Origin of the sequence: Rhodococcus sp. 06-221-2 (assembly GCF_002258365.1) — a bacterium.
GTDB classification, from domain to species: domain Bacteria; phylum Actinomycetota; class Actinomycetes; order Mycobacteriales; family Mycobacteriaceae; genus Rhodococcoides; species Rhodococcoides fascians.
Window position 1 is genome coordinate 23,314 of record NZ_NOYJ01000003.1, and the last position, 24,724, is coordinate 48,037.

Consider the following 24,724-nt stretch of genomic DNA (forward strand, 5'->3'; position numbering starts at 1 on the left):
CTGACCGGCATCCAGAACCGTCATAACCAGGGCTTTTACATATCGAAGGGAAACGTCACATGGCAGCATCGCGCACAATCGCAAACCGGATCGCAGCAACCACCGCAACACTGTTCGCATTGGCACTGTTCTCCTATACCCGGATGACCGAGCGCGCCGGCGGACGCAAAAGCGACAAGGGCTACAGCATGGAGACCGTCGTCATCACCGCCGGCCTCGTCATCCTCGCCATCGCTATCGTCGCCGGAATCACCGTGGTTGCACAGCGCTACCTCAACCGAATCCAGTAACCCCACCACTCGCCCAACGAGACAGGGGAGGACCAGCGTTGCTCACCGACACACATGTACCACTACGCGAATGGCTCACCCGCATACGTCGAGACGACCGCGGCGCAGCCCTCGAAACAGTCGTGGTATTCGGCGTCGTCCTACTGCTCTTCCTCATCGCAATCCAGGCAGCTCTCTACGCTCACGCACGGACCGTAGCGATTTCGACCGGTGAAGAAGCTCTACGACAAGCGCGATCGCAATTCGGCAGCGCTGCGGCCGGAACAGCGGCGGGCTACGCCTTCGCATCCACCGCCGGCCCGACGACCCTTCGAGCACCCGTCATTGTCGTCAACCGAGGCTTGCGAGAAGCAACTGTCCAGATCACCGGACAACCCATCCGCCTCATCCCCTTCTTCTCCCTCGACATCAATGTCAGCGAGACGCTTCCCGTTGAACGAGTCACTGCCCCAGGAACCAGATGAACACCGCGAACAAACTGCGCCAGCTGGCAGCCGCAGCCAGAGCCGACGACCGAGGATCGGCCCTGCAGACTGTCATCGTCGCCCCCGCCACACTGTTCCTGATCGCACTGATCGTCACCTTCGGCGTTCTCGCGCAAGCGCACCAGAAAGTAGTCCACGCCGCGAACGAGGCCGCGCGTACCGCCTCCATCGCGCGAACGGCGTTCTCCGCAGCCCCCGATGCGCAAGCAGCCGCGCGAAACGACCTGGCAGCACGAGGGCTCACCTGTTCCGCTCTCAACGTCAACACCGACCTCGGCGGATTCAGAACTCGCCCCGGCGTCACGGCTTCCGTCTCGGCCACCGTCACGTGCGTCATCTCCCTCGACGCACTCGGATTCCCGCAAGTCATGGGCTCACGGACCATCACAGCAACCGCGACTTCACCCGTCGACACCTACCGGGAGCGCGCCTGATGACCGAAGCACTACGCCGGGCGGTGGCCGCCTGCACACGGCGAGACGCGCACAACGACGCCGGAACCATCGCCATGTGGAGCGTCATCACAGCCATGGCGTTGCTGATCATGATGGGTCTCGTCGTCGACGGCGGCGGCAAAGTTTACGCCAAGCAGCGCGCCGAGCAAGTCGCTGAAGAAGCAGCCCGCGGGGCAGGACAAGCCATCATCGAACCACTCGCAGTCCGCGGTACCAACGTCGTCGTCAACCCGCTGACAGCCCAAGCCAAAGCCACCAAATACCTTGCCGCAGCAGGAATCCCCGGCGTCGTCGTGCAGACCGGACCGACAACACTGCTGATCACCACCACAACGACCTACCAACCCCGTGTCCTCGGTTTGATCGGCGTCGGGCCACAGCAGATCATCGGAACAGCCACCGTCAACCTGAACCGCACCAACCTCGGAATCCCCGGCACACCATGACCAATCGACCGCAGAGCAGACGAGTCGCAGAACTCCACGAGAAGACGGAGGACGTGATTCGACAGCTCGCGGCGCAACGCTGCACGACCCCGGCCACCCTGCAGCCATCGGAAAGGACACCCGCATGACCACCATCCGACGGCGCTTGACTGGTTTGCTCTACCTGATCGTCCTACTCGTCCTCGTCGTCGGAATTCCGCTCGCACTGTGGACATTCCGCGGCAACCCAATACCGACGACGCTGCCCGATCTCGACCAGATCAAAACAGCTCTGACCACCCAAGACGACGGATCACTCTTCCTCGGATTCGTGACCTGGATCGGCTGGCTCGCCTGGGCCACCTTCACCTTCAGCACCGTCATCGAACTCGTCGCAGCACTACGCGGCATCAAAGCACCTCAACTCCGAGGCCTCGGCTTCCAGCAGCGAAGCGCCTCCGTTCTCATAGGCGGAGCGCTCATGCTGGTAACAGCGGGCACCGCCACAGCCCAACCCCTCACCGCCACAGCACTACCGCTCTTCGACGCCCCTGCCCACTCGGCACCGATCCAAGTAACGCAACAAAGCCAACCGCATCCAGCAGAAGCCCCCGCCCGCCCCATCAACGGGGAAACCATCACGGTGCAGCAGGGCGACAGCCTATGGAAACTCGCAGAACGCCACCTTGGCGATGGCTTTCGATACACCGAGATCAAGCAACTCAACGCCGACGTCCTGACCGTCGACGGATGGCTGCAACCAGGATGGAAACTTCAGCTCCCCGCCGCCGCACCCACAACCGTCGACGGGGCCTACACAGTTCGAGAAGGCGACAGTCTCTGGAGCATCGCCGAGCAACATCTGGGTGACGGACACCGCTACAAAGAAATCATCAACGCCGACGGAACTGCACCGTCGACAATCATCCACGTCGGCCAGCAGCTCACCGTCAACGATCAAACCGCCGAGACCGTCACGCCCGAACCGGGTCCGGTTGCTTCCCCCGACCCGGCCCCGGTTGCTGCCGCTCCTGTACCTGCTGCTGTGCCCGAACCGACCGTCGCTCCTGAACCGGCCCCGGTCGCTGCCGCTCCCGAACCGGCTCCGGCTGCCGCTCCTGAACCGGCCCCCGCAGCAGCGCCTGAACTGTCCTCCGCTGCACCTCTCCTGGGTGGCACCGACGTTCCGGAACAAGCGGAGATGGTTCCGGGCGGTGACGAACAGGCTCAGGCAGAAGCGCAGGCCGCTGCCGCCGCCGCTGCGAAGATTTTCGGCATCGAACTCAACAGCGCTTCGTCACAGCTACCTGCTCCGACAGCGGCGGCTCCTGAGCCAGCGCCTGCTCCAGCAGCCCCTGAGCAGGCAGAGGCCCCCGCCCCGTCGGCGGTTCCTGAGCCAGCGCCTGCTCCGGTGGCCGCCCCTGAGCCAGCAGAGGCTCCCGCCCCGGTGGCAGCTTCCGAACCTGCTGCTGAGTCCGCGGGCGCAGATGTTGTGGCACCCGGGCCGGCACCCGCTCAAATGCCTGCTCCAGCGCAGACGTCGTCACCCAGTCCTGCTGCAGCTCCCGCCCCGACTCAGCCAGCCACCCAGATCCCACTGAATACATCGACGACAGACCCGGTATATATCGCCGCCACTGCGCAGCCAAGCGATGTCTCCGAGGATCAGAACAGCACATTGTGGCTCGGTATCTCAGCCCTAGCGGCCATCGGACTGGCTGGGGCCTTCGGGCTGCGCCGGCACCGTCAACAGCACGATCGCCGCAGAGGCGAGACCCTCCCTCAAACCTGGGGCGCTGCAGCAGTTGTGGAAGAACAGATTCATTCTGCAGCGGACAACAACGTCCTCACGCGGCTCGACGAAGCACTGAGGACTATCGCCGAACACGCTCGGACACAGGGCAACGCACTGCCGGCATTACTCGGCGCATTCATCGGTCCCGATGCGGTGGAGCTAGTAATCCTTGATGACTCCGTACTGCCGGACCAGTGGCTCAGATCAGAGACCGGCACCTGGACCCTCCCCGCCGACGTCCGGATCGCCCCAGCACCCACCACAATCAGCCCGTACCCCACGCTCGTGACACTCGGTTCCACAGACGACCGAACCCAAGTTCTTCTCAACCTGGAAGAACTCGGCTACCTCGGCGTCTCAGCTTCACCAGAGCACGCCCGCGGCACTCTCCAGGCCCTGGCCCTCGAACTCGTCGAATCCCCGCTCGCCGACAATCTGCACCTGACGCTGATCGGTTTCGGACAGGAGCTCCCCGAACTGTTCGGCAACGGTCGAATCGAGCACACCGACCAACCAGGCGAAGTGCTGGCCAGACTCGCCCGACAAGCCGAACGTGACCAAGACACCCTCGTCGAACAACACATCGACAGCATTGCAGCGGCCCGTTCGATCTACGACACAAGCGAAATGACCGCCCCCGAAGTAGTTCTCATCGCGAGTCAGTTGACGGCCGACCAACAGCAATCACTCGATCAGATCCTGGCCGCCACACCGCGCGTGGCGTTCGCTGCCGCCAGCACCGCCAGCACCGCCAGCGAGAACACCCAGGCCGCGTGGACACTCGACATCGTCGACCGCAACACCGCAAGCCTTGTCAAACGAGACACCGACGGCGGCTTCGCATTCCAGCCAGCATTTCTCGAGCCGGACCAATATGAAGGCATTACCGCCTACCTCGCGACCGCCACACAGCCAGCTATCCCCACAGAGTCGTCCATGCACGACCCCTGGGCTGCAGCCGAAATCGACGCACACCTCACCGACGCCGAAAGCGCTGAGACCTTCCTCGACTCCGTCACCACGATCGACCCCACCGACCAGCTGCTGCTGAACGGAACTACCGCATCGGAGACCGCCCCCGACGTCACAAACGTTCCGACCTACAGCCCGGACGCCGCGCAGTGGACATCCCCAGAAGCGATCAGGTACGACGACCAGGCCCCACCCATCGCTCCTGTCGCTGGTGACGTACCGGCCCCGGGACATCTCTGGCTCCATCTTCTCGGGAAACCAGCAGTCACCACCCCGACCGGGGAGCCACCCAAGGACGGCCGTGAAGTACTCCTAACCGAGATCGCCGCTCTTCTCTCCATCCACCCGGGAATCAAACACGACTCCATCGACAAAAAGATCTGGCCTGCAGACAATTTCGACAAACTCCCTCTGGAGGATCAGCCGAAAAAGAAGGCGACACGACGCCAGAACTACCTCTCGAGACTGCGAAATTGGTTGGGAGAGACAGAGAACGGTGAGCAGGCATTTCCGAAGCACGGCGACCGCACCGGCCGCACCGGCTACCGACTGCACCCCGATGTCCGATCGGACTGGGACTACTGGCAACAACTGATCGACACCACTCCGGCCGCCGCCACCGATGCGGAATTGCGGACGGCTGCAGAACTGGTAAACGATCAACCATTCGCCGGGACACGGTCAGACCGTTACGGGTGGGCACGAAACCTACAGCAGCACATGATCTCGACCCTCGCGGATGCCCTCGAAGAGCTCGCCACCAGACAAATAAAGACCGGAGATCTTTCCGCCGCGCTCACCACCGCAAACCGCGGCGTCACCGTCGAACCGTTCCGAGAAGGTCTCTGGAGACTGGCGATCATCGCTACCCACGGGAGCGACGAGATCAGCAAGACCCAGGAGCTGATCGACCAACTGCTCGCGAACCTCGCCGACATCGATGTCGACCCAGAACCCGAAACCGACGAACTCTTGCGCGCCCTCGCGCAATTCCACAATGGCGGCAACGCCCTCTACCGGATCGGAGCAATAGCCAGTTGATAGCAGTCGCGTCAATCGAGGTGTCTGAAGTGTCCGGTAAGCACGTTACGGTCCAAACAGCCGCACCATTATCGTTATCGCAGTACAACGCACAGAACAACGTAGGGGGTCCACGATGATCAGCACACGACGTCGCACAGGCGCGGCAATCCTCGCAGTAGCAGCCGCTGCAAGCATCAGCGTCGCATGCGGGAGCGGTGACATTGAGGCGACCCCCGTAACGACCACCACGCAGCCGGTCCTCACGGGACCAGAGGGCGTCGAAAAGTCCCCGGAACAACAGGCGACCGAGCAGGCAACAGCAAAGGTGAATGAGTTCTTCGCCGTTCTCGCGAAGGTCGAGAGCGATCCTGCTGTAGACATCAACATGCTGGACTCTGTTGCGAGTGGAAAGATCCTCGATCAGTTGAAGGCAAACGTGAACCTGCGCCGATCTCAAGGAATTGTCTCCACGGGTGCTGCGACTGTCGCAGATGCATTCGTGACGGAACTGCAGGCACCAAAGGATGCTGACGGGAACCCAATTAAGGAAGAAGCGTCGGCAACATTGCGAGTCTGCATCGACAGCTCGAACTATGACCAGATCCGTCCGGACGGCACGAGTGTGCTCCCTCCTGACCGAGTCCGGCGGGAGCTGGGCAAGCCGACTCTGGAGAACGTGGCGTGGCCAGATTCATCAGGCTGGCGCATTGTTTCCGATGCAGTGACTTCTTCGGGTACCCCATGCGACGCACCATGATCGACGGTTTGGCAAGTAGGCAACTGGAATCCATAAGGGCGGTGGGTCATGCGTAAGCCGCTTGGGGTTATCGCATCAGTGCTTCTAGTTGGAGTGTTCAACGCGAACCCAGTATTTGCGCAGCCGGGGATCGGCACCGGAACTGGCGGTGCCTTCGGCGGAGGCTTGGGTGGTTCGACAGTTGTGGTCGAAGGTACGTACACGAGTGTGCCGTCAGGGGGTGGAACGACTGGATCCGCGCCAGCTGCTGTGGGCGGGGGAGGTGGTGGGAGCGCCGCGCCGTCCGGACCGCCGCTCGAGTTCGTTCCGTCGACTGACGCCGCCAATATGACGCTTGTTCGAAATGCTGATAGTGGTGCCCCGATGGCAGTGAACGTCGTTAATGATGACGGCACAACATGGTCCTGCGAAGCGGCCGGTCCGTGTGTTCAAATTCCGGACGTTGGGGTGCCGGCTACGCCTCCGGTGGTCGACGTTATGACCGTTGTCGGCCAAGCGGTTACGGCAATGCAGTTGGATCCGCCCGGAATAGGCATCACCCCGAACCCCGCAAACACAGGTGCTGTCGGCCTGGTTGGTCTACCCGGCTGGTTCTGGGTCGCTGACCCACGGGAATCGACAGTCGGCCCCGTGACCAGAACTGCAGCAGGACCGGGTGTCATAGTTTCTGCTACAGGGGTCAATACGTCCGTGGTCGTCAATTGGGGGGACGGATCCGTGCCGTCGGTGTGCCCAGGTGCGTTACTGCCCTTCACGCCGTATACCGATGTTGCACAAGGGCTTCCAAGTCCGACGTGCGGCAATATCGTTTATCACAAGACGTCCACTACCGAGCCCGGTGGGACATTCAAGGTCTCCGCGACATCGAATTGGCTCGTCACGTGGACAGCGACGACACCCAACGGGACGGTCGGTGGAGTCATACCCACGCCGCTGACTTCGCGTACTGAAGTTCGGATTGGTGAACTGCAGGTCCTGGTCACAAATTAGAGCCGTGCGCCCCCGCTCCTCGGGTGCGAAATTGAGTCACTCCAGGCTTACCGGTTTGTAGGCTGGTGGAATGCCTGAACGGTTGACTGTCAACGTCACGATGCCACCGGAATTGGCTGGGGGGCAAGTGCAGGCCTACCTGGAAGAGTTGGGGTTCGAGGTCGCCCACACGTCCGCGCCCGATGTGTGGGCGTTAACCGAGCCGGCTGCCAGCATGGACTGTGTCGATTTTATGACCGTTCGCACCCTGTCGGGTTCGGAAGCGGACGTCGATGACGAGCTCGTCGACCTCCCGCAAGACCCTTACGTCTCCAGGCTGGACCATGGGCGAGTCGTTGAGGAGCGCCTTCGCGCGATCAGACAGATGAGCGCGGGTGCGGTGGGATCGTTCCTGTACGGACTCCAGCTACCTGTCATCACCGCCAGCGATCGAGCCTTGTCCGCGGCAGTACAGGACGCGAGTAGGGAGTTGGCCGGAACTTCGGACGACGATGACGAGCATCCGTTCGACCGGCATGCTGTCCACGTTGTTCGCTATGGCAACGCCACGCACCGTCGGATCAGGTTTCCTGGTTTCGTGTTACGTCTGAATCAGGACCCCGAACTTCTCGACGACATACGACGCGGGCCGATCGACGTCGATGAGACCATTTTCGCGTCGGGATCGTCGATCCTGAGCAGTGTCTTGATTCCCGCGAGCCATCTCGGTCCGTTGTTGGCCGCACGGTCTCCATGGGTATGGGCGTTTCAAGCGAACAGGGTGTCGGGTGCGGTGATTTTCACTCTCGGCACAGATATTGTCGGGAGGTCTCCTGTTCCGTACGAAGCGCATCAGGTACTTCCCCGATCACCAGTGGGTCGCCTTCCCCAGCGGCAGGAGCCGCCGGCACCGGAGGCGTGGGGTGCGGCCGTCGCTTGGTGGGTTGCTCAGATGAACTCTGTTCTCGGGCATCTCCTGAACCCATGCCTGTTCGCAGATGCTGACGGTGACTACCTCCCCTATGCGCAGCAGAACCGGTTGATGGAATTTGCGGATCTTCTGCAACGAGTTACCTCGACGCTGCTATCGCTGCACGACGACTACGCAGCCGGAGTTCTGATGTGGTCAGCAATGGACCTGATCGAGGCGACCTGGCTTTCATGGGATCTCACGGCACTGTGCAAGCCCTCGGTTGCGGCGAAAGCGCTGCAGCAAGTTCGAGAACGTATGCCTGCTGATGTTCAGTCCGTCCTGCTTCCGTACGCGGCTTTTGGTGTGGAAGCGTTGACCGAAGTGGGGGACGGGTTCTTCATCAAGAATTACCGTAGGTCGGAGAAGGTAATTCTGAAGCTGCCCGGTGGAGCGGACAAATCCCTGTCACTCGATGACGCAGTGAGTCAGTTCATGCGTTTGCGCAGGAACACTACACACGGGTTCGACAAACCTGATCCCGTCCGTGACCGACTTTTCGCGCAACACAACGGCCGGCTGCCGGCGACACTGATGTACCTGCCGCTGCTGTACTTGATGTACATCATGTCCGATCCTGATGACCTGAGACGTCGTCTGCTCCGTCGATCCGCTCGAAGACGCAGGACGCAGTGAGAGGTGTTCACACACGTTGCCGGTGGTGTGCTGAGACAATATTGCGGTGAGTGTCATGGTGCGCCGGCTGATGGGTGCGGTGTGGCCGACGAGGTTCGGCGCAGCCGAAATTGATGTCGAAAAGGGGGCGCTAGCAGTGGAATCGAACGACCGGGGTGGGCGCGAAAATGCTTCACCGGACTCCGCTGCTGGCGAAGAGATGGCGTCCGAGCTCAACCCGGTGAGTGTCGAGCTGAATCCGGCGGCAATCGAGATGGTGCACGCGAGCATCGAACGGACGCTGGATTCTCAGGAACGCCGAGTGACGAGCATCGATCAGCGCGGGGGTGTGCTGCTGGGATTCGCGGGCATTCTGGTGGGGATCGTGTTGCGCAATCCCGCGGGGATCGGTGTGTGGGAGGTTGCGGGTGCTGCCCTGGCCGGTGCGGCGGCAATCATGGCGGCATTCGTGATTGCACCCAATACCGCGTCGGGGCTCAATCCGGAAGTGGTGTTGGAGGAGTATTCGACAGTCGATGAGACGACGGGCCGGTTCGAGATCGCGTCGACACTGGTGTCGATTTATCAGGTGACAGAGATGCGGCTTCGGAGCAAGCTGATGCGGTTGCGGATCACGACGGGTCTGTTGGCTGGATCTGTGCTGGTGTTGCTCGTGACGGCTATCATTCGGATGTAGGAGGACATCATGGCTACGGTGAACGAGCAGCAGAAACCTGATCGACCGGTGGGCTCGGCGAGCCCGGCGACGGCGTCGCGGCGTCGCAAGGTGGCCTTGCGTCCCAATCCTCGGCTGGTGGGCAACTACGAGGGCAGTTCCCGCACGATCGACGAAGTGCGACGCCAGATAGAGAAGCAGCAGGGGGCGTCGGCGTGACGGCCTCGAAAGATCAGAATCCGCCGGCGGGGTCGTCGGCTCCACGTGCCAGCGCGCGCCCTGTGGTGGTGGTCCCGACATCGGCTGCGGGTGATCGCACCATTGTTCGGGCAGCACCCAACGAGAGAGCTATCCGCAGCATCACTGCGGGGGCTGCACCTCAAAATGTGCGGTCCGCTGTCCGCCGCGAGCACTAATTTCGCGCGCACGCCTTTGCGCTGTGTCGTAGATGATCCAAAATTGGGCTAGCAGACGGTGCCAAACGTGTTCGTCCAGGTCGCCGATCTGCAGCGTCGACTGTGTCTGCTCCCGATCACGCTTGGCCGTTACCTGGGCAGCTGTGGTGATCGATGCAGCAGCGGGGGAGGGCTTACGATGCGGCCACCGACCCGCGTCGAGTGCTCGATGTAGTAGTCGAGCATCGGGTGAAACTCGGCAGGGTAATCCCTTAGCCAAAAGCTTGCACGGTGTTCGACGAATTTCGACGCAAACCCCGCGACACTCAGACAGCGGTGGTGTGGGCAACCGGACCGCATGTATGGATCTCATAGCGATACTCCATTGCCGCGTGTCCGAACGGCGAGGACCAAACGTGGCACAACCAGCCATTGCTTACGACTTTGCGACGGACTCCTGTCACGGGCGGCGAAGTAGCCCTGCAGGTGTGGAAGCGTACGCGGGGTCGTTGAACACGGCGCTGTCTTCGCCGACATGCTCCGCAACGCCAGCGGGGGGTGGCCCGAGGATTTCAGTTTTGATGCAGCCTTTGGTCGAGTCGAGCCAGGTACGGGAATCGGCCCCAAGTCGAAATGGATGGGCCATGTCGTTGGAAATGATGTTGCGCATGATGTTGTACACCGCCGAATTGGGTTGCCGGGCCAGGAGCTGATTCATCAGCGATTGCCGGGTGGGCACCAGGTATTGCGGTTTCTTTCCTGTTGGGGACATGCACTCGAGCATCACGTTGGTCGATGCAATCAACTTCACGAGCTGGATAGCCGTTGCTCGCTTTTCCTGGGCGATGGCCACATTGACGGAAAGTGCGTCGGTATAAAGCGGTATCCCCACTTTTTCGATAGGTTCGGAGCTCAGCGGCATGACTGAATAGGTCGAGGCGTCGACGTTGTCGATGAAGTGGAAGATTTCGGTCAAGCCTACGAAGGCTCGACCGATCCGCTGGTTCCATTTCGTGATTCGGTCGTAGCCCGAGTCGGGATATGTCGCCTGGGCGTACCCGGCGATGTTTCGCAGCACCTGCATGTCGGCGAGGCCTTGCTGATCGAGTCCTGGACAGGGGGGAAGGGCGGGAGTGAGCGGAAACTGGCCCGACTCCTCCATGACGGCCTGCTCGTACATGCACGCGACGGTCGTTCCCCCAGTAAAATCCAACAGCATGCCTTGACCCTGCGCGGGCCAGACTGCTTTCGGATCCCCGTCGCCGAGGATTTTGTGTAATTCTTCGACAGTCATCCCCGGCGCACCCAGTGCTGCGTCAGTGAGACGGCGAATCAAAATTTGCATGCACCCTAAATACGGTATTCCTTGATACTCCGAGGATTCCGTTTTCAGCGATGCGAGAGACCACGGGTAAAAGTCTGCGGTGCCGTCGATATCGAACTCGACACAGAACTGACGCATGTGATCAGCGAAGATGCAGTCGTAGGCAAAAACGTCCACAGTGGACGGCGGATCGCCTTTGTAACAGTCGTAGGTGTAGACGAAATTGAGAGCGACATCCGGTTGGACGCTGTGCCACGCGGCTCTGATGGTGGACTCGAACCATTTCGGTTCGGGCGTGTACGGGTACAAGGCGACGTTCAACGTGGATGCGTCGCTGGCTGGAGGTGGCTGGTTGGTGGGGCCGGAATCCTTGTTCAAACTGCGTCCGAACTCGGTACTGGTCACTGCACACTTCCCGTCATCACACTGTCTGCAGGGGAACGGCGATTGCCTCATACAGTCGCATGATTTTCCGAAAGTGGCAAGGATCACATTTACTTACCCTCGATCCACGGACTGAGGTGACCCACTGTGGTCGATGACCGAATTGTGGGGTCGGGACTGGTTGGGCGTGTTTCGTCCGCTGGTCTACCCAGCATTTCCACGATTGTCGTTGCTCGGGCCGAGTCGGCGGGTCGGGTGAGGATCAGGCGGGTGTGGGTGGGCTGATGCCAATGATGTTGCGCCATAATTGAAGCCACGCATCGAGCCACGGCCAGTGTCGCGGCAGGTGCAGTGTGGGTGTGCGTTGTGGCCGCACGAAACGCGCGGCAATGTTGACGATTTGCGCCGTAGCGTTATTCCGCGAGCTTTCGCGTGACGCCCGCCGGAGACGGTTCCGGCGGCGCGCAGCAGGTTGTGGGCGATCGCTGCGCACTGCACCCAGGCAGAGCTCGCGCCAAACGATCCTGACGGCATGTGCGCGAGCGGTCCGTCGATCAGATCCGAGAACACAGTCTCGATGACCGCGTGTGCACGGTGGACGACATCTGCGGTCGTCGTCGGCAGGGTGCTGTTGGTAAAAAACGGGTGATACCGCCACACCGGAAACAATGCATCGCGGTAGCGGGCGTCTTTGACCCGCCGCACGATCAACCGTGCAGAAACAGGATACGCGGTGGAAGAGAAAGCGGTGAACGATGTTTCGGCGACCTCGGCGTCGGAGATCCAGCCGTCGGTGTCGGGGTCGCGGACCGCTCCCGGGTAGCGCACGGGCGTCCACGCGGTGTCAGGGATGGAGGCGATCGCTCGTTGGACGATTCGGTTCTTGATCAGTACGAACGAGAACTTGATGCAGGCGCGTACGACGCGGCTGTTGCCGTAGGCGGAGTCGCCGCGGACCATGATTTTCCCGCTGGCGAGACTGGATGTCGCAGCTCAGCCCTAGTCATCCGGGCGAGCACGGGTGGCCCATTCTAAGTCGACTCTCAGCCCGGTCGCCTGCCCTCCGTACGATCAAGGGGGTGCTGACCGATCCACTGCCGAATTCCGGCTCACTTGAGCGCTATGAGGCTTTGCCCACGATTCTCCAGCTGAGGAGCTACCTCTCGGAGATCCAGGCGGAGCCGACCGAGTGGATCTCGGTTCTACGGAATCGAGGGAGCGGAATCAAGTACAGCTCGCTTCAACCTCTTCTGGTGGCGACATCGGACCAGCGCAAATTCCTCGCCACTACCGATTGGTCCATCAACGACCTCGGCGAGCCCAGTTACAGCTCTGATCGCCTCCCGGCCTTCCGCGACGGCTTGACCTCCAACCCTGATGGCTACGACCTTCATCTGTTCGTCAACGTGTCCTGGGTGCCATCGGCAACCACAGAACCCGTTATCGAATTCACGCCGTCGTTCGTATGGTGGTTGGGCCTGATCACGCGATCGAACGAGACAATGTATCGAACTAATCACGCGGGCCGCGATGAGGAGGTCGTCGAGATCGTCAGACCGAATCCTGGTGAATACGAGGTTCGAGTCAATGCACGGCACCTCCGAAAGTATCTCGCGGCCCGGAGCATGAGCCTGGTGATCCAGCACGCCCATTCTCGGGCTGACGACAGCGTGCATGAAGCTCGGATCGACCTTGAGATTCGCACCAAAGACGCAGCGTTCGCCTACACGGCGTGGGACGCGTATCGGGGGCCTGGTTTCGTAGCGCAGTTGGTTGGGAAACAGGCAGTTTTGCCGTTCGCGTCCGCTGGCGAGCACCCCGACGATCTGCAAAGGCCTGAGCGGTTTCAATCGTTCATCGTTGACATCGACCCCTCGACCGGCGACGAGGTTCGTTTGAGTTGCGAGCGCGATGAAGCGAACTACCTCACCCCAGTCTTCTTCGACACGGATGTTCTGACCCGATACCGCGACAACCCAGACCGCTACACGGTGCTGCGGACCGATGTCTCGTGCCACGGTCGGTGGGCCATCGATGTCGACATCAACGGTGCCAACCTCGTCCAGGTGTGGCTGGGACACCTCATCCGGCTACCCGAGACCGAGCGAGAGCACTGGCTCACACACAACGTCCCGCCGAACGGTGGAATAACCATCACACGTAGCGTGCGGGACCTAGCGGGCCAGTGGGTAGAGGACGAACGCCCTGACCCTGCTCGGCTGAGACGAGCTAAGGCAGAACTCATCGAGGCGTTCACTGGCTACTTCGGTGAGTCGTTGTACAAGCAACTCGGCCCGGCTGACCTCCGTGCGTTCGATGCCTTGGCATTGTGTACCAATCCAACCGAAGGCCAAAGCGACAACGGTGTCATGGTTCTGTCGAAAGGGATCGTGGATGCACTCGATGTCAAGACTCTTCGAGAGTCCTCGGGCGCGGACACGAATAGTCCTTCGCTTGCCTGCCTACAGCTACTCGTCGAGAACTTGGGTGCCGACCCGAATGGTCTCGTCGGACCCCTACGCCAGCTTCAGGGAATCCGATCGGCAGGCTCGGCCCACATGAAGGGCACGAAATTTACGACTGCGCTGTCGGCCGCAGGACTGAATTCTCTTCAGCCGGACAAACAATTCGAGACAATCGTAGATCGGGTTACGATGGCTCTGCAGGGCTTGTCCGAGCTGTTCCGAAGGACGCCCCCGCAAGTGTGATGGTGCCGGTCATTTTGTTCCAGTCTCGCTCTGATCATGGGTTCGCATTGATCTCACCCCACGCGTCTAACGCGTGTTGGTAGGTCGCCACAGCACCCGATTCAGTCGGAGCATCGCAGAGCGCGATCGCAGCCCTGGCAAGCGACGCGAGCGCAAGATCTCCCAGATCCAAGATCGCGTCGTCGCCATGACTGAGCAGAGTAAGCATCGTGGTAGCCATCATCTTCGGATGTTCCAGGACTTCAGCGGGCTGAGGCTGGCCCAACTCGATCAAGGCCAGCGCTTCGAGAAACATCGGTACAGCGAACGCCACCCTCGGATTGATTGCGCTCATAGCGTGAAGGTTAGCAATCGGCCGAATACCGGATGTTCTGGAGAATCTCTGAGACGGTGGAGGTATGACATCGAAACGTACCTCCGCCGGCGACAAACGCGCCCGCAAGGTCCAGCAACGTCGAAAGCGACTTGCACAGCAAGGGGTCTCACGTGAGCAGCACGCTGCGCTGGTGCTCGAGCGCAGCGGTGATCCCTCGTTCGTGCAACGGCGCACCAACGCCGACGGTGGGCGCACTCTGTCGTGGAGCAAGGACATGGTGGGTGGTGCGGAGCTCAACGACTCTCTCGAAGAGCAGCGACAGGCGTTTCGGGACAAGTTCGGCCGAGATCTCGGGCCGAACGATCCATTGTTCTTCGACCCAGCTGCTGACACGCCGCAGGAGATCAGTGAGGAGAACTTGTTGGCGGACGTGGACTCCCTGATCGACAAGGCCCGCGAAGCAGGGGAGAACCCCGCCTACTTCCAAGCATGGCGCGACACCGGGTTCTTGCTCACCGAACACAACATGCATCTGTTCTCCGCGTCGGATATCGACGAATGGAACGCGGCGCTCGAACGGCATTGGGACGAAGCGGCATTCGGGCCGTTCGACGATGCATCTTAGGACCTACGGCATGTTCGGGCGGCTGCAGCGAGTCCGAGAGCGGTGGTGAAATTCCCACGCCGCTGACCGCGCGCACTGAAGTCGGATGGGCGAACTTCGGGTTTTGGTCACCAGTTAGTGCTGTGTCGCGTCGAACGGCAATTGCACCCTCGCACTATTTGCGCTCTAATTATGTACATGACTACTTTGCCGGTCGCGGATGCGCGTGCGCGTCTGTCCAAGATTGTGGACGATGCAGAACAAACCCACGCCCGGTATGAGATCACCCGTAATGGGCACCGGGCTGCTGTGTTGCTCGCTGCCGACGATTTCGATGCGCTGCAGGAGACCATTGCAGTGCTATCGGATCAGGAACTGCTGACATCTCATCTTCGGGGCGTGGCGGAGCTGCCTGAGGGTGACAGTCTCGATGCGAAGGAGTTGGCCGAGGTCATGCGGGTCGCTGGCCGGTCTACCCGCGCGTGAGTGAGCCTGAAGCGCCGTATCGGCTTGTGATTGCTCGATCAGCGTCTCGCGCTATCAGTCACACTCTTCCCGAGAAGGTCGCCGCTGCGGTGTACGAGTTCATCACCGGAGCATTGCTGGAGAATCCGCAGCGGGTCGGGAAGCCCCTGGCCCCGCCGCTTTCGCCCGCCTACAGCGCCCGCAGAGGCACCTACCGGGTTCTCTATCTGATCGACGCCGGGCAGCGCATCGTGCAGGTCACCGCGATCTCACACCGGTCAGATGCCTACCGCTGAGAAGATTGCGTAGCTACCGGATTATGTTGCGGAGATCAAGCCTCGTAGGCGTAAGGCTTCCACCAATGGTGGGTGGGTCGCGGTCTCCATCCAACCAGATTTTCGGTCCGCCTTGCTGCCGAGTGAGTCGGATACTGCGCTTCGCAGAATTCGGAGGGCATCTTCGATCGCCTCGCGATCGGCGTGATCGCGATCGAACCAACTCATGTCCGCGCCGATGACTCGTTCGTACTGCACCAGGGCACCATCCTTGTTCACTCCCGCTGTCTCCATCAGATCTAGTGAACCGATCGAGAAGACCAGAGCCCGAGTGATCGTTGTCGGCATTCCGCGCCGGTTTGCTTGGTAGACGGTCGGATCGACAATCCGGCCCATTGCCGGAATCCACAACACTAGGTGTCCTGTCCACCATGTGTCCGACTCCCATTTCGGTGTGCGGCTTCCCAGCTCCACCCACTGCTCGTCCGACCACGCCACCTGCCCGTACACGACCAACGGCTCAGCCTCGATCCCGTAGTCACGCAATGCCGGAATCAGGCAACGCACCGCAGCAATGCAGGTGCCGGAAAAACCGCCCTCGGTGTAGGCCTGCCAAATCTGGCAATGCCGGTCGATGATCTGCACTTCTGCCGGTGCAGTCACGCCAGGATTCGCAGGGGGACGGATCCCCGCTACCGGTGGTGTGACGTACCCGGCCCGCTGCGCCCATTCTGGCAATGCAGCGGCTCCCGGACCGCTACGCGATCGCCCTGACCCCTTGCCTGCACCCTTGCGTTTCTTGCTCACCGGTGACATTTAGACGCTCCCAACCCACCTCGACTCTCTGCCCCGTCGCAGGAGTTTCGCGTCCCGACCGTACCGGCCAGGTACGACACTTCCCGCACGCTAACGATCACATCCCTGTATTCAGGTTGACATGGTTGACATGACGCGAACAGCCGGGGATGATCAGGGTATGTCCACTGTCGAGAAGGATTTCGAGGTCATGGCGCACCGGCTGGTCGAGGCCAGTGGCGCGCCGGACGAGCGTGATCTGGCGTATGCAATAGCGGGCCTCGGCGGCATCGTCAACGGCCTCAAGGCGCGTCGCGCGTGGAGTGAGCACGTAGGGGAAATCTTGACCCCCAGTCAGGCCCTCGACGTTGCGGGTTGGACGCGTGCTGCCTTGAGCAAGGCTGTGAAAGAGAACCGCGTTCTTCGGTTGACCGGCAGCAACGGCAAATACGGCTACGCCGCCGCAGGCTTCACCGATGCCCAACCGGCGAAGCCGATTCTCGGCATCCAAGAGGTGCTGCGTGTGTGGGCGGGGCAGGACCCGCGTGGATGGTTGGCGGTCGCGTGGCTGACTACCGAACAGCCAGAGCTCGACGGCCGTACACCTCGGCAAGCACTTCTCGACGGGGACGTTCCTACGGCTGCTCGCGCTGCCCGGGCTGCGGTCAGTCGGCTTGCGGCGTGAGCGCTGAACGCGCCGTCGTTCATCTGTTCGAGCCCAAGCCCGTCGGTGAATTGGCGGAGCGATTTCCGTCGTGCGTCTACCCGGCTGGGGCCGAGCTGTTTCGATCGCATCAGGCCAGTCTGGGACCGTGGTGGTACTCATCGAATGGCGGCGGCAGGTTCGACCTCGAAGCCCCTGATGGGACTTGCTACCTGGCCGAAGACGAAGTGGTCACTCTCCTGGAGATTTTCGGTGGCCAACAGGTCGTGCCGAGATACGAGGTCGATGCGCGTGCAGCGTCGACGATCACGTTGGATGCTGATATCAGGCTCGCTGATCTGACTGCGAACACCGGTGTCGCGCTCGGAGTCACGGCAGAAATCTTTACTACCGCCGACTATCCGCTGACGCAGCGGTGGGCGGCCGCGTTACGGGAGGCCGGGTTCGAGGGTCTGCGGTACTGGGCCCGCCACGACCTCGAACATGCCCGGCGGTGCATTGCACTGTTCGGGCAAGCGGGGGTGGCAGGCGAGGAGCATCGTCATACCGTCCAGGCCACGGTCACCCTGTCTGAGCGAGCGGACCTGCTGGAGCGGTGGCGTGAAGAAACTGGTGTCGCGATCTTGGACGTACCAGATCTGTTGTAGCGATCGTGGTCAACCGCCCGCAAGGTATTGCTAACGAAACTTACAGTAAGTACTGTAAGTCTCATGAAGATCAGCGCACGTCCTCTGCTCGACAATTCCGTCGACGCCGAACTGTTCGTCGGCCGGCGAGACGAACTCGCCGCGATATGGGACGGATTGAACGCTGAGCTCAACGTTCTGGTGACGGGGGACCGCGGCACAGGCCGAACGTCGCTGCTTAGACAGCTGCAGCTCGACAGCCGAGAGCCGTTCACCGGTGCCCGCCGCGAAGGCGACTTCCCGATGAGCTTCGTTCGGGTCGAGGGGATCTCGGACGGCCGTGACGTGCTCGCCCGCGTCGTAGAACAGGTCACCGGCGAACCGGCAGTCGACAGTGACGGGCCCGACGTCTTGCTGCGGCGATTGAGTGACTTTCGCCTGCAGTTCATCGACGCCACGCTTCGGAGGTGGGCAGCAGAAAGCGACGACGGCACTGCTCCGCTTGGGACGCGGCTGTATCCGGTGATCATCGTCGACGACGTCACCGCATCGGCCGGGCACGCACTGTTCGGGCGGTACCGCGATGAGGTGTGGGCGACGGGATACCTGTGGGCGGTGTCGGTGCGTGAAAGTGACCGTCAAGGTCTCCTGACTCCGCCTGCAGATGCATTCTTCGAGAAGATCGTCGACGTACCCCCGCTCTCGAGAACGGAAAGCATCAAGTTGATCACTCGCCGCGCGGGAATCGACATGGAACCGCAAGCCAGCACCCTCGCTGATGCGGTAGGGCGAAACCCCCGAGATCTGGTAAGTGCTCTGCGGGGATTCCTGCAGGACCCCGGGTCGTACGAGGACAACTACCTGGCCCTCGCCGATAGAGACAATGCGCTCTGGGCTTTGGGTCGCCCAGCGTCGATGCTGGCGGCCGAAATGAAGGTGCGGGGCCCGGTCAGCGCATCGGATGAAGACTTGCTGGCCGCGTTGGGGTGGACGCGTCCTCGTGCTGTACAAGTCTTCAAGCAACTTTACGAGAAGGGGCTGGTCCGGAGCAGCGAAGTCTCGTCAGGTCCCGGGCGGCCGCGGCGGGTGTACGAGTTGACTCCGCCGGCGGAATGGCTGCGGACCGAACACGCTGATCCGGAGGACCAGAAATGAGTGACGCCCTACTGCGTCAATTGCGGGACTCGAAGGCCTTCGACCCGTCGCCGGATCCGGATCGTATGTGGCAGGTCCATGTGCCGTTCGACGTCCTCACTGGCCCCGTGAGTGGTGACTACGAGCAGCGCTTCATGGACGCTGTTCGGCGGCGTGAGCGTGTGGCTCTGATCGGTGCCAGTGGCTCGGGTAAGTCCTCGATCACCGAGTACGTGATGGACGCTCTTCACTCCGAAAACGTTGCAGCACTGAGGATCAGGATGGGATTTCAGACCGACTCCCTCGTCTCCGATCCGGCTGAATTCCCGCGTCTGTTGGTCAACACCATCGCCAAACAGCTCGACGAGAACCGGGCAGTCCAGAAGATTGCTCGGGAAATGCGTGGAGGTTCCCCACATCGACCGGTCAAATTCTCGGTTGGTCTCCCATGGTTGGCCGGCAATCTCGCGATCGAGCTCGGCAGCGTGGTGAACGAACCATCGCAAGGTGAGGATGTCGTGGATCAGGCCATCAGGGTCCTGGAACTGATTTCGCGCAGTGGCTTGATTCCGACGCTCGTGCTCGATGACACGGACCAGTGGATACGTCGTCCAGGTATCGGCGTCGATCCGGAGCCGCGGATCGCAATGTTCTTCGGCTTGACTCTGAGGATGATCGCCGAGCGACTTCCGGCAGCATGTGTCGTCGCCGTCCATAACGACTACATCGACAGCCCCCACTACAAACAGGCTCGCGAATACCTGAACACGCGAATCACCCTGCCCGCCTTAGCTAATTCAGCCGCGCTGGGGTCGATCATCGGTAGGCGGGCCCGCCAGGCCGCGGGAAATCCGAATCTCGGCGCGGTCGACGTCATCGACGCTGACGCCCTCCAGCATCTCTTCGACCACTACGGGGCCGGTCGCAGTGTCCGCCGGGAGCTGGTCGTATTGCAGGATGCGTTGGTACGAGCGTGTTCTGCAGTAAGTGAGACCATCGCCGCAGCTCACGTCGTCGCTGCGATCGCTGCAGGCTAGGACACGACTACCGGCGTAGGTAGTTCGCAAAATGCATCGCCTGAACTGCAATTCGGGTTTACCAACCCCTTTGCAGCTTCAGTAGTAGGTGTGAAACTGCTTGGCCCTGTCCACCGCATCGAGGACCTCAGCGTCGAGGCCTTGAGCTTCTCGTTCGATCGCGTTTACCCGTCGCTTCATGCCTGCTCTGGCGAGCCACGGCGACCACATCAGTCGACTGAGCTGCGCTGCTGACAAGCGCACACATCGCCCCAGCGCAGTGTTGATTCCCCCGGCTTCTTCCTGACCGTCTTTCTGCTTTACGTCGTCGTCGCTCGTCAGGCGCGCCACAGTGGCCAGTTGGATGTACAAACGCAGTGGCCGTCGCGGAACCCGTGCAATGATCGCGGCCGTCTCAAGCTCGCGGACACTGTCCTTGAAGTGCTGAAACGACGGATCAGTGGACGACGACCCTGCCCATCGGGTGCGTTCGGTGCTCGCCAAGTGCCGGAGAACCTCGCTACGCAGTTGACGGCGTTGCTGACTGCCGATCAGGTACTGGCCCGCAAAGGATCCGATACCGAGAGCTCCGATAATCGAGGCCACACCACTGATATCCATTTCGTAACAGTATTCGGATCCAGAACTTGGGGTCGGTTGACGCAACGTGAGTGGTGAAAAAGGAGAGATTTTTCCGTACCTATTGCGCCTCACGCGGCAGCAGATGTTCCGACTCCCGAATATTTGCCGGTGCTCGAAGTGTCCACCTCCGCAGGCATAATCGTGGACTGTTGGAGCCGATCGACTTTGGAATGGCGAAATTCCTCGCCTAGGGACGGTAGTGCTTCGGTCGCCGACAGATGGTCGGATCCGCGCGTGCGAATCGGAGTAGAAGGCAGTCCTATGTGGCGATGGACCGGAGAGAGTGTGACATGACGGTTGCCGATCAGAAGGTTTCGGAGCGGGAGAATGCCGAGCATCGCGCGCGTCCTCCGCAGAAACGTGCGCAACGGACCCGTGACGCGTTGATTACCGGTGCGGCTCGAACCATCGCATGTGGGGGAAGCGGCGTCACGGTCAACGACCTGATACAGGCTGCAGGGGTGACCAAAGGGGGCATGTACTTCCACTTCCCATCGAAGGACGCTGTTGTTCATGCAGTGGTCGACCAGGCTGCTCGACAATGCGAGTTCCTCCGGGCGCATCGCCCGTCTACAGGAGACACTGTGGCCGATGTTCAGGACTTGCTCGGCGGCTACTTCACTCATGCGAAACGGTATTGGTCTCTGAGGGCAGCAGCGGTGTTGTGGACCGACCTCCACTACGAGGACGTCGCACGGGCCGCGACCTACCACCCTCTCAGGGCCGCGGTCCTGGCCCTTCTGACCAGCAACGGCAGGCTGCCGACGATATCGGTGGACACTGCCGATGCTGTCATGGCCATCGTGTGCGGCGTGACGACCACCGCCGGGCCGGGGGGCTTCGGTGACGGCGGCGATCTCGACACCGTCCTGCGGTTGACGGGGCCCGTGATCGCGGCTGCCGGTGCAGTGGCGGTATGAACAGCGGTGGCGGGGACTCCGGGAAGCCTTGATCTCCGCCGGTTACCCGCGGCCGGTAGTGGGCGACGAGCCGGGCCAGCTCACGTTGTCGTGGGGCACCGGTGTCGGCGTACGAGAGATGTGTGTGAGCCCTTCAGGGGTGGTCGCCCGGACACCGGACGCGGTCTTTGCCTTGGGCCTGTTACGTCAGTCGGCAGCAGACTGGGTATCGCCGCTGCACCCGCTGATCGCAGAGCCGATCGTGCGCACATCCGAATCGCCCTTTCGGGTAGTCGAGCCGGTGACCAACATCGTTCGGAGCGCGTCGGTGATCCGGCGTTCGATGACGTGCCAGGTGAGTTTCCTGGGCTGTCAGTGTGCGGCGTTGTACGCCTCTTCGATGTCGGTGGGGATGCGGCCTCGATCGCCGATCTCGTGACCGTTGTCCGCCGCCCACTGCCGAATTGCGCGAGTCTGCGCCGGGTCACGCTTGGCCGGTGTCCCGGCTGTCGAAGGCGTCGACGCGGTTGCGGGGAAGGGTTTACGTTTGCGTCCGCCAACCCGCGCGGCGTGCTTGATGTAGTAGTCGAGCTTTCTGTGAAACTCGCTGGCGTTCTTTGCTTTCAAGTCGATCACGTACTCGACGCCCTGGACCGCGAACTCGATCGTTTCACCGGAGTCGTCGATGACCGATCCGTCGATGTCGTCGACCAATTGAATCGTTTCTAGCTTGGCCACAGTGAAGAAACCCTCTCGCAAAAATGTATGGAAGACAGCTAAGTGAGCGTATAACGGGTCTGCGTGGTCGTGACAACTGTGGGTGCGGCGCGCGTGGTTCGGATGCAGGATCGAGAGAGTGCGATTATGGGCAGCGCTCCATTCGTGGTCGGCGATGAAGCCCAAGTTACTAGTCGGGCGATGACGTCGACGCCGTCGAATGTCTGGTTGTGCTGTTCTGACGACCGTTCGATCAGGGAAATGAGGCGGACCAGCCCTTCCGCGTATCGGGCCAGGGTCCGCGGCGAGAGGTCGTAAAATCGGTACACCCATATCGTCCCGGAAGTGGCCTCGTTGAGAACGCGCGCGGCCGTGCGCGGATCGATGACAACGCTGCCGCCTACATCAGAGGGGTCGTATTCGCCCGTGTCGGCGGGTCCTTCGACATTCTGCGCGTAGTAGCCCACAACGTTGGTCGCGTCTGTGTAGCGGTACCTCTTCGCTTTCAGTGCGCGGAGCAGGAAGCCCTCGTAGATGTAGTTGTCACCACGCTTGGTGGGGTAGACCGTGCCGTCGTTGTATCCCTGATACGCACTACGCTGATCATCAGCGACATCGACGCCGCCGAACCCCCTGATCAGGATTAACGGTCGGCATTTTATTTCGCCCATCTGAACCTCCACGAGTGTTCGTCGCAGCAGGCACATGCCCCCGCTGTAACTCGTCGTCCTTGACTCAAATCGACGGGTGGAGATACCTGAGGTGCAACCGCGAACCCGCTGAGCTGGTCGTTGCGGCCAGGCCGCTTCTGATGGTCCTCGTGTTGGGGGGCGATGTCACTGGTAGTTAGGGCTGACAACCGTTTGAACGGCAGACCCGTTGGCCTGCGGATGAGAATTCGAGCTGTTCGTGGTGTCCGGTCCTGACGCTAGTGTGCATCGACAGAGACAGCCAACAGGGGCCTTGGCCTATCGGTGGGGGTGAATGATCATGCGAGACAAGAGCGGTGGAGATGTGAACGTCGACGGAAGCGGGGACGCCGTAGGACACGTCGTGGACAGGTTCGCCGCGGTGATGACCGAATTCGACGTCGATACTGCCGGCGTGGGTGTGCCGTGTATCGATTCGGTGTGGCAGGGGGAGTTGCGGGGATGAGGGGCCGGCAGCTCGTCGTTGTTGACGTCCACACCACGGGGCCGTCGTTCGAGGCTCACGAGGCCTTCGAGCTCGCCGCGATCGACGGTGCATCCGGGAGGGTGTGGGATCTCGCGCTGCCTTTGACATCGGCACAGCTCGAACGGGCGGATTCAACATTCCTGCAGCTCAGCGGATACCACCGTCGACGGCTGGTGGAAAAGGCGCAGCATGACGCGTTGACCATTGGAACGGAGCTCGCGGCGCTCAGTGATGTGTTGGCTGGAAACACGCTCGGCGGCGCAGATCCGGAGATCCATGCGGCATTTTTGAGCAAGGTCTTTCACCGGCATGGTGTCCGGTCGCGTTGGCACCACCTGCCCGCAGATATCGCGGCGTTGACCGCCGGTGCCCATGGGATCCCCGCAACCAACATTCCGCGGCTGGAGGTGTGCTGCGAATTGTGGAATGTGCAGCTCGCGGAATTTCCTTCGGCGCTGGATCGGGCGCACGCTGTCGCCGATTGCTTCGCGGCGTTCGACCGCAGAAGCGGACGGGAATCGGTGTCGGCAACGCTCAGAGGCGAGTAGGTGTTGAAGCAGCCGCTTATTGCGCTGGGCCACACCTGAGCCCCGCAGTTCTGTCTCGGTAGTCACGCTATCGCAGGCGGCGAATCCAGACGAATGGTATTCTACGAGTTAATACTCGTATTTGATGGCAGCGGCCGTCACCGTTGGACGTGGGGATCTGATGGATCTGTTCATCGATGTCATAGCCTCAATCGCTTCCTGGTGTGCTCCGATGGTTCTGCTCGTGGCTGCCGCAATCCTCTTGGTGGAATCCGGCTTGCTCGTCGGGTTTCTCCTCCCGGGTACTGGCACGGTTCTGGCGGTCGGTGCTCTCGTGGGGCTGGGCGAACTTGATCCCGTCGTGACGGCGATCGTCCTGATCGCTTCGTCGACAGCAGGGGCTCAGCTGGCCTTTCGGTCCATCAGGCGTGGATCGTGTCGCGCTGATATCGCCGGCGCAGGCCGCTTTGCGCGCCTGATCAACAGGGTGCTTGCTCGGGCACGTCAGTTGTTTTCGGGGGATGCGCGCGTCGGGACAGTGACCACGCATTTCGTCGGAGGCGCGAGGACCTTGGGGCCACGTCTCGCTGCGGGTTCCTCGTTGTCGTTCTCGAGGTTCGCGGTG

The 24,724-nt window shown here is 61.4% G+C and carries 26 protein-coding genes and 1 pseudogene; 20 read left to right on the forward strand and 7 right to left on the reverse strand.

The window, feature by feature from the left end; genetic code table 11:
* Nucleotides 1-59: 59 nt before the first annotated feature.
* From CH281_RS00305 to CH281_RS00345, 9 genes are all read left to right on the forward strand, one after another.
* Nucleotides 60-290 carry a hypothetical protein gene (locus CH281_RS00305; protein ID WP_015586077.1) on the forward strand — a complete coding sequence of 77 codons (231 nt, stop codon included), beginning with the start codon at nt 60-62 and terminating at the stop codon, nt 288-290.
* Nucleotides 291-328: 38 nt separating this feature from the next.
* Nucleotides 329-754, forward strand: coding sequence for a type II secretion system protein (locus tag CH281_RS00310; RefSeq protein ID WP_015586078.1), 426 nt, complete (start codon nt 329-331; stop codon nt 752-754).
* Nucleotides 751-1,209, forward strand: a complete 459-nt coding sequence (locus CH281_RS00315) for a TadE family protein (RefSeq protein WP_015586079.1) — start codon at nt 751-753, stop codon at nt 1,207-1,209. The genes CH281_RS00310 and CH281_RS00315 overlap by 4 nt, the downstream gene beginning before the upstream one ends.
* Nucleotides 1,209-1,676: a pilus assembly protein TadG-related protein gene (locus CH281_RS00320; protein ID WP_015586080.1), complete on the forward strand. Its 468-nt coding sequence runs from the start codon at nt 1,209-1,211 to the stop codon at nt 1,674-1,676. The genes CH281_RS00315 and CH281_RS00320 overlap by 1 nt, the downstream gene beginning before the upstream one ends.
* A 124-nt stretch (nt 1,677-1,800) precedes the next feature.
* Nucleotides 1,801-5,463 (forward strand): LysM peptidoglycan-binding domain-containing protein, encoded by a 3,663-nt coding sequence (locus tag CH281_RS27465; protein ID WP_015586082.1) that lies wholly within the window; start codon nt 1,801-1,803, stop codon nt 5,461-5,463.
* Between the two features lie 115 nt (nt 5,464-5,578).
* A complete protein-coding gene (locus tag CH281_RS00330; protein ID WP_015586083.1) occupies nt 5,579-6,202 on the forward strand; it encodes a hypothetical protein in 624 nt (207 codons plus the stop codon).
* Nucleotides 6,203-7,262: 1,060 nt separating this feature from the next.
* Nucleotides 7,263-8,777, forward strand: coding sequence for a hypothetical protein (locus CH281_RS00335; protein ID WP_015586085.1), 1,515 nt, complete (start codon nt 7,263-7,265; stop codon nt 8,775-8,777).
* A gap of 46 nt (nt 8,778-8,823) precedes the next feature.
* Nucleotides 8,824-9,453 (forward strand): hypothetical protein, encoded by a 630-nt coding sequence (locus CH281_RS00340; RefSeq protein WP_139278539.1) that lies wholly within the window; start codon nt 8,824-8,826, stop codon nt 9,451-9,453.
* A gap of 9 nt (nt 9,454-9,462) precedes the next feature.
* Nucleotides 9,463-9,651: a hypothetical protein gene (locus CH281_RS00345; RefSeq protein WP_015586087.1), complete on the forward strand. Its 189-nt coding sequence runs from the start codon at nt 9,463-9,465 to the stop codon at nt 9,649-9,651.
* A gap of 636 nt (nt 9,652-10,287) precedes the next feature.
* On the opposite strand, the gene bcmE is transcribed toward CH281_RS00345, so the two are convergent.
* The gene (bcmE, locus tag CH281_RS00350) at nt 10,288-11,556 is read right to left on the reverse strand and encodes a thiamine pyridinylase (RefSeq protein WP_032364993.1); all 1,269 of its coding nucleotides are present in this window, start codon (nt 11,554-11,556) and stop codon (nt 10,288-10,290) included.
* A gap of 241 nt (nt 11,557-11,797) precedes the next feature.
* A pseudogene (locus tag CH281_RS00355) lies at nt 11,798-12,504 on the reverse strand (transposase); the annotation flags it as partial.
* 110 nt (nt 12,505-12,614) lie between these two features.
* Between CH281_RS00355 and CH281_RS00360 the strand changes: the two are divergent.
* On the forward strand, nt 12,615-14,243 hold the full coding sequence (locus CH281_RS00360) for a hypothetical protein (protein ID WP_052049375.1): 1,629 nt from the start codon (nt 12,615-12,617) through the stop codon (nt 14,241-14,243).
* Between the two features lie 34 nt (nt 14,244-14,277).
* Here CH281_RS00360 and CH281_RS00365 read toward each other — a convergent pair whose 3' ends face one another.
* Nucleotides 14,278-14,577 carry a hypothetical protein gene (locus CH281_RS00365; protein ID WP_015586093.1) on the reverse strand — a complete coding sequence of 100 codons (300 nt, stop codon included), beginning with the start codon at nt 14,575-14,577 and terminating at the stop codon, nt 14,278-14,280.
* A 64-nt stretch (nt 14,578-14,641) separates the two neighbouring features.
* Here CH281_RS00365 and CH281_RS00370 point away from each other — a divergent pair, with 64 nt between their 5' ends.
* From CH281_RS00370 to CH281_RS00380, 3 genes are all read left to right on the forward strand, one after another.
* A complete protein-coding gene (locus CH281_RS00370) occupies nt 14,642-15,184 on the forward strand; it encodes a hypothetical protein (protein WP_015586094.1) in 543 nt (180 codons plus the stop codon).
* A gap of 177 nt (nt 15,185-15,361) precedes the next feature.
* On the forward strand, nt 15,362-15,649 hold the full coding sequence (locus CH281_RS00375) for a type II toxin-antitoxin system Phd/YefM family antitoxin (RefSeq protein ID WP_230591632.1): 288 nt from the start codon (nt 15,362-15,364) through the stop codon (nt 15,647-15,649).
* 26 nt (nt 15,650-15,675) lie between these two features.
* Complete coding sequence (locus CH281_RS00380) at nt 15,676-15,924, forward strand: type II toxin-antitoxin system RelE family toxin (RefSeq protein WP_371828030.1); 249 nt, start codon at nt 15,676-15,678, stop codon at nt 15,922-15,924.
* A 21-nt stretch (nt 15,925-15,945) separates the two neighbouring features.
* Here CH281_RS00380 and CH281_RS00385 read toward each other — a convergent pair whose 3' ends face one another.
* Nucleotides 15,946-16,566, reverse strand: a complete 621-nt coding sequence (locus CH281_RS00385) for a hypothetical protein (RefSeq protein WP_032364994.1) — start codon at nt 16,564-16,566, stop codon at nt 15,946-15,948.
* A gap of 313 nt (nt 16,567-16,879) precedes the next feature.
* On the opposite strand from CH281_RS00385, the gene CH281_RS00390 reads away from it, so the two are divergent.
* The 4 genes from CH281_RS00390 (at nt 16,880) to CH281_RS00405 (ending at nt 20,159) form a co-directional block, all read left to right on the forward strand.
* Nucleotides 16,880-17,383: a hypothetical protein gene (locus tag CH281_RS00390; RefSeq protein ID WP_015586098.1), complete on the forward strand. Its 504-nt coding sequence runs from the start codon at nt 16,880-16,882 to the stop codon at nt 17,381-17,383.
* Nucleotides 17,380-18,009, forward strand: coding sequence for an RES family NAD+ phosphorylase (locus CH281_RS00395; protein WP_015586099.1), 630 nt, complete (start codon nt 17,380-17,382; stop codon nt 18,007-18,009). Before CH281_RS00390 ends, CH281_RS00395 begins: the two co-directional genes overlap by 4 nt.
* Before the next feature lie 63 nt (nt 18,010-18,072).
* Entirely contained in the window at nt 18,073-19,143 is a 1,071-nt protein-coding gene (locus CH281_RS00400) for an ATPase AAA (protein WP_015586100.1), read from the forward strand.
* Complete coding sequence (locus CH281_RS00405; RefSeq protein ID WP_032364995.1) at nt 19,140-20,159, forward strand: ATP-binding protein; 1,020 nt, start codon at nt 19,140-19,142, stop codon at nt 20,157-20,159. The genes CH281_RS00400 and CH281_RS00405 overlap by 4 nt, the downstream gene beginning before the upstream one ends.
* A 78-nt stretch (nt 20,160-20,237) precedes the next feature.
* Here CH281_RS00405 and CH281_RS00410 read toward each other — a convergent pair whose 3' ends face one another.
* The gene (locus CH281_RS00410) at nt 20,238-20,759 is read right to left on the reverse strand and encodes a hypothetical protein (RefSeq protein ID WP_015586102.1); all 522 of its coding nucleotides are present in this window, start codon (nt 20,757-20,759) and stop codon (nt 20,238-20,240) included.
* A 311-nt stretch (nt 20,760-21,070) separates the two neighbouring features.
* Between CH281_RS00410 and CH281_RS00415 the strand changes: the two genes are divergently transcribed.
* Nucleotides 21,071-21,700 (forward strand): TetR/AcrR family transcriptional regulator, encoded by a 630-nt coding sequence (locus CH281_RS00415; RefSeq protein WP_015586103.1) that lies wholly within the window; start codon nt 21,071-21,073, stop codon nt 21,698-21,700.
* Between the two features lie 351 nt (nt 21,701-22,051).
* Here the strand turns inward: CH281_RS00415 and CH281_RS27165 are convergent, their stop codons facing one another.
* Nucleotides 22,052-22,417 carry a histone-like nucleoid-structuring protein Lsr2 gene (locus CH281_RS27165; RefSeq protein ID WP_015586104.1) on the reverse strand — a complete coding sequence of 122 codons (366 nt, stop codon included), beginning with the start codon at nt 22,415-22,417 and terminating at the stop codon, nt 22,052-22,054.
* 38 nt (nt 22,418-22,455) lie between these two features.
* Entirely contained in the window at nt 22,456-23,079 is a 624-nt protein-coding gene (locus CH281_RS27170; RefSeq protein WP_230591901.1) for a hypothetical protein, read from the reverse strand.
* A gap of 307 nt (nt 23,080-23,386) precedes the next feature.
* Between CH281_RS27170 and CH281_RS26685 the strand changes: the two genes are divergently transcribed.
* Nucleotides 23,387-23,551 carry a hypothetical protein gene (locus CH281_RS26685; RefSeq protein ID WP_155289035.1) on the forward strand — a complete coding sequence of 55 codons (165 nt, stop codon included), beginning with the start codon at nt 23,387-23,389 and terminating at the stop codon, nt 23,549-23,551.
* A gap of 101 nt (nt 23,552-23,652) precedes the next feature.
* Entirely contained in the window at nt 23,653-24,120 is a 468-nt protein-coding gene (locus CH281_RS00425) for a hypothetical protein (RefSeq protein ID WP_139278538.1), read from the forward strand.
* The last annotated feature ends 604 nt before the right edge of the window (nt 24,121-24,724 follow it).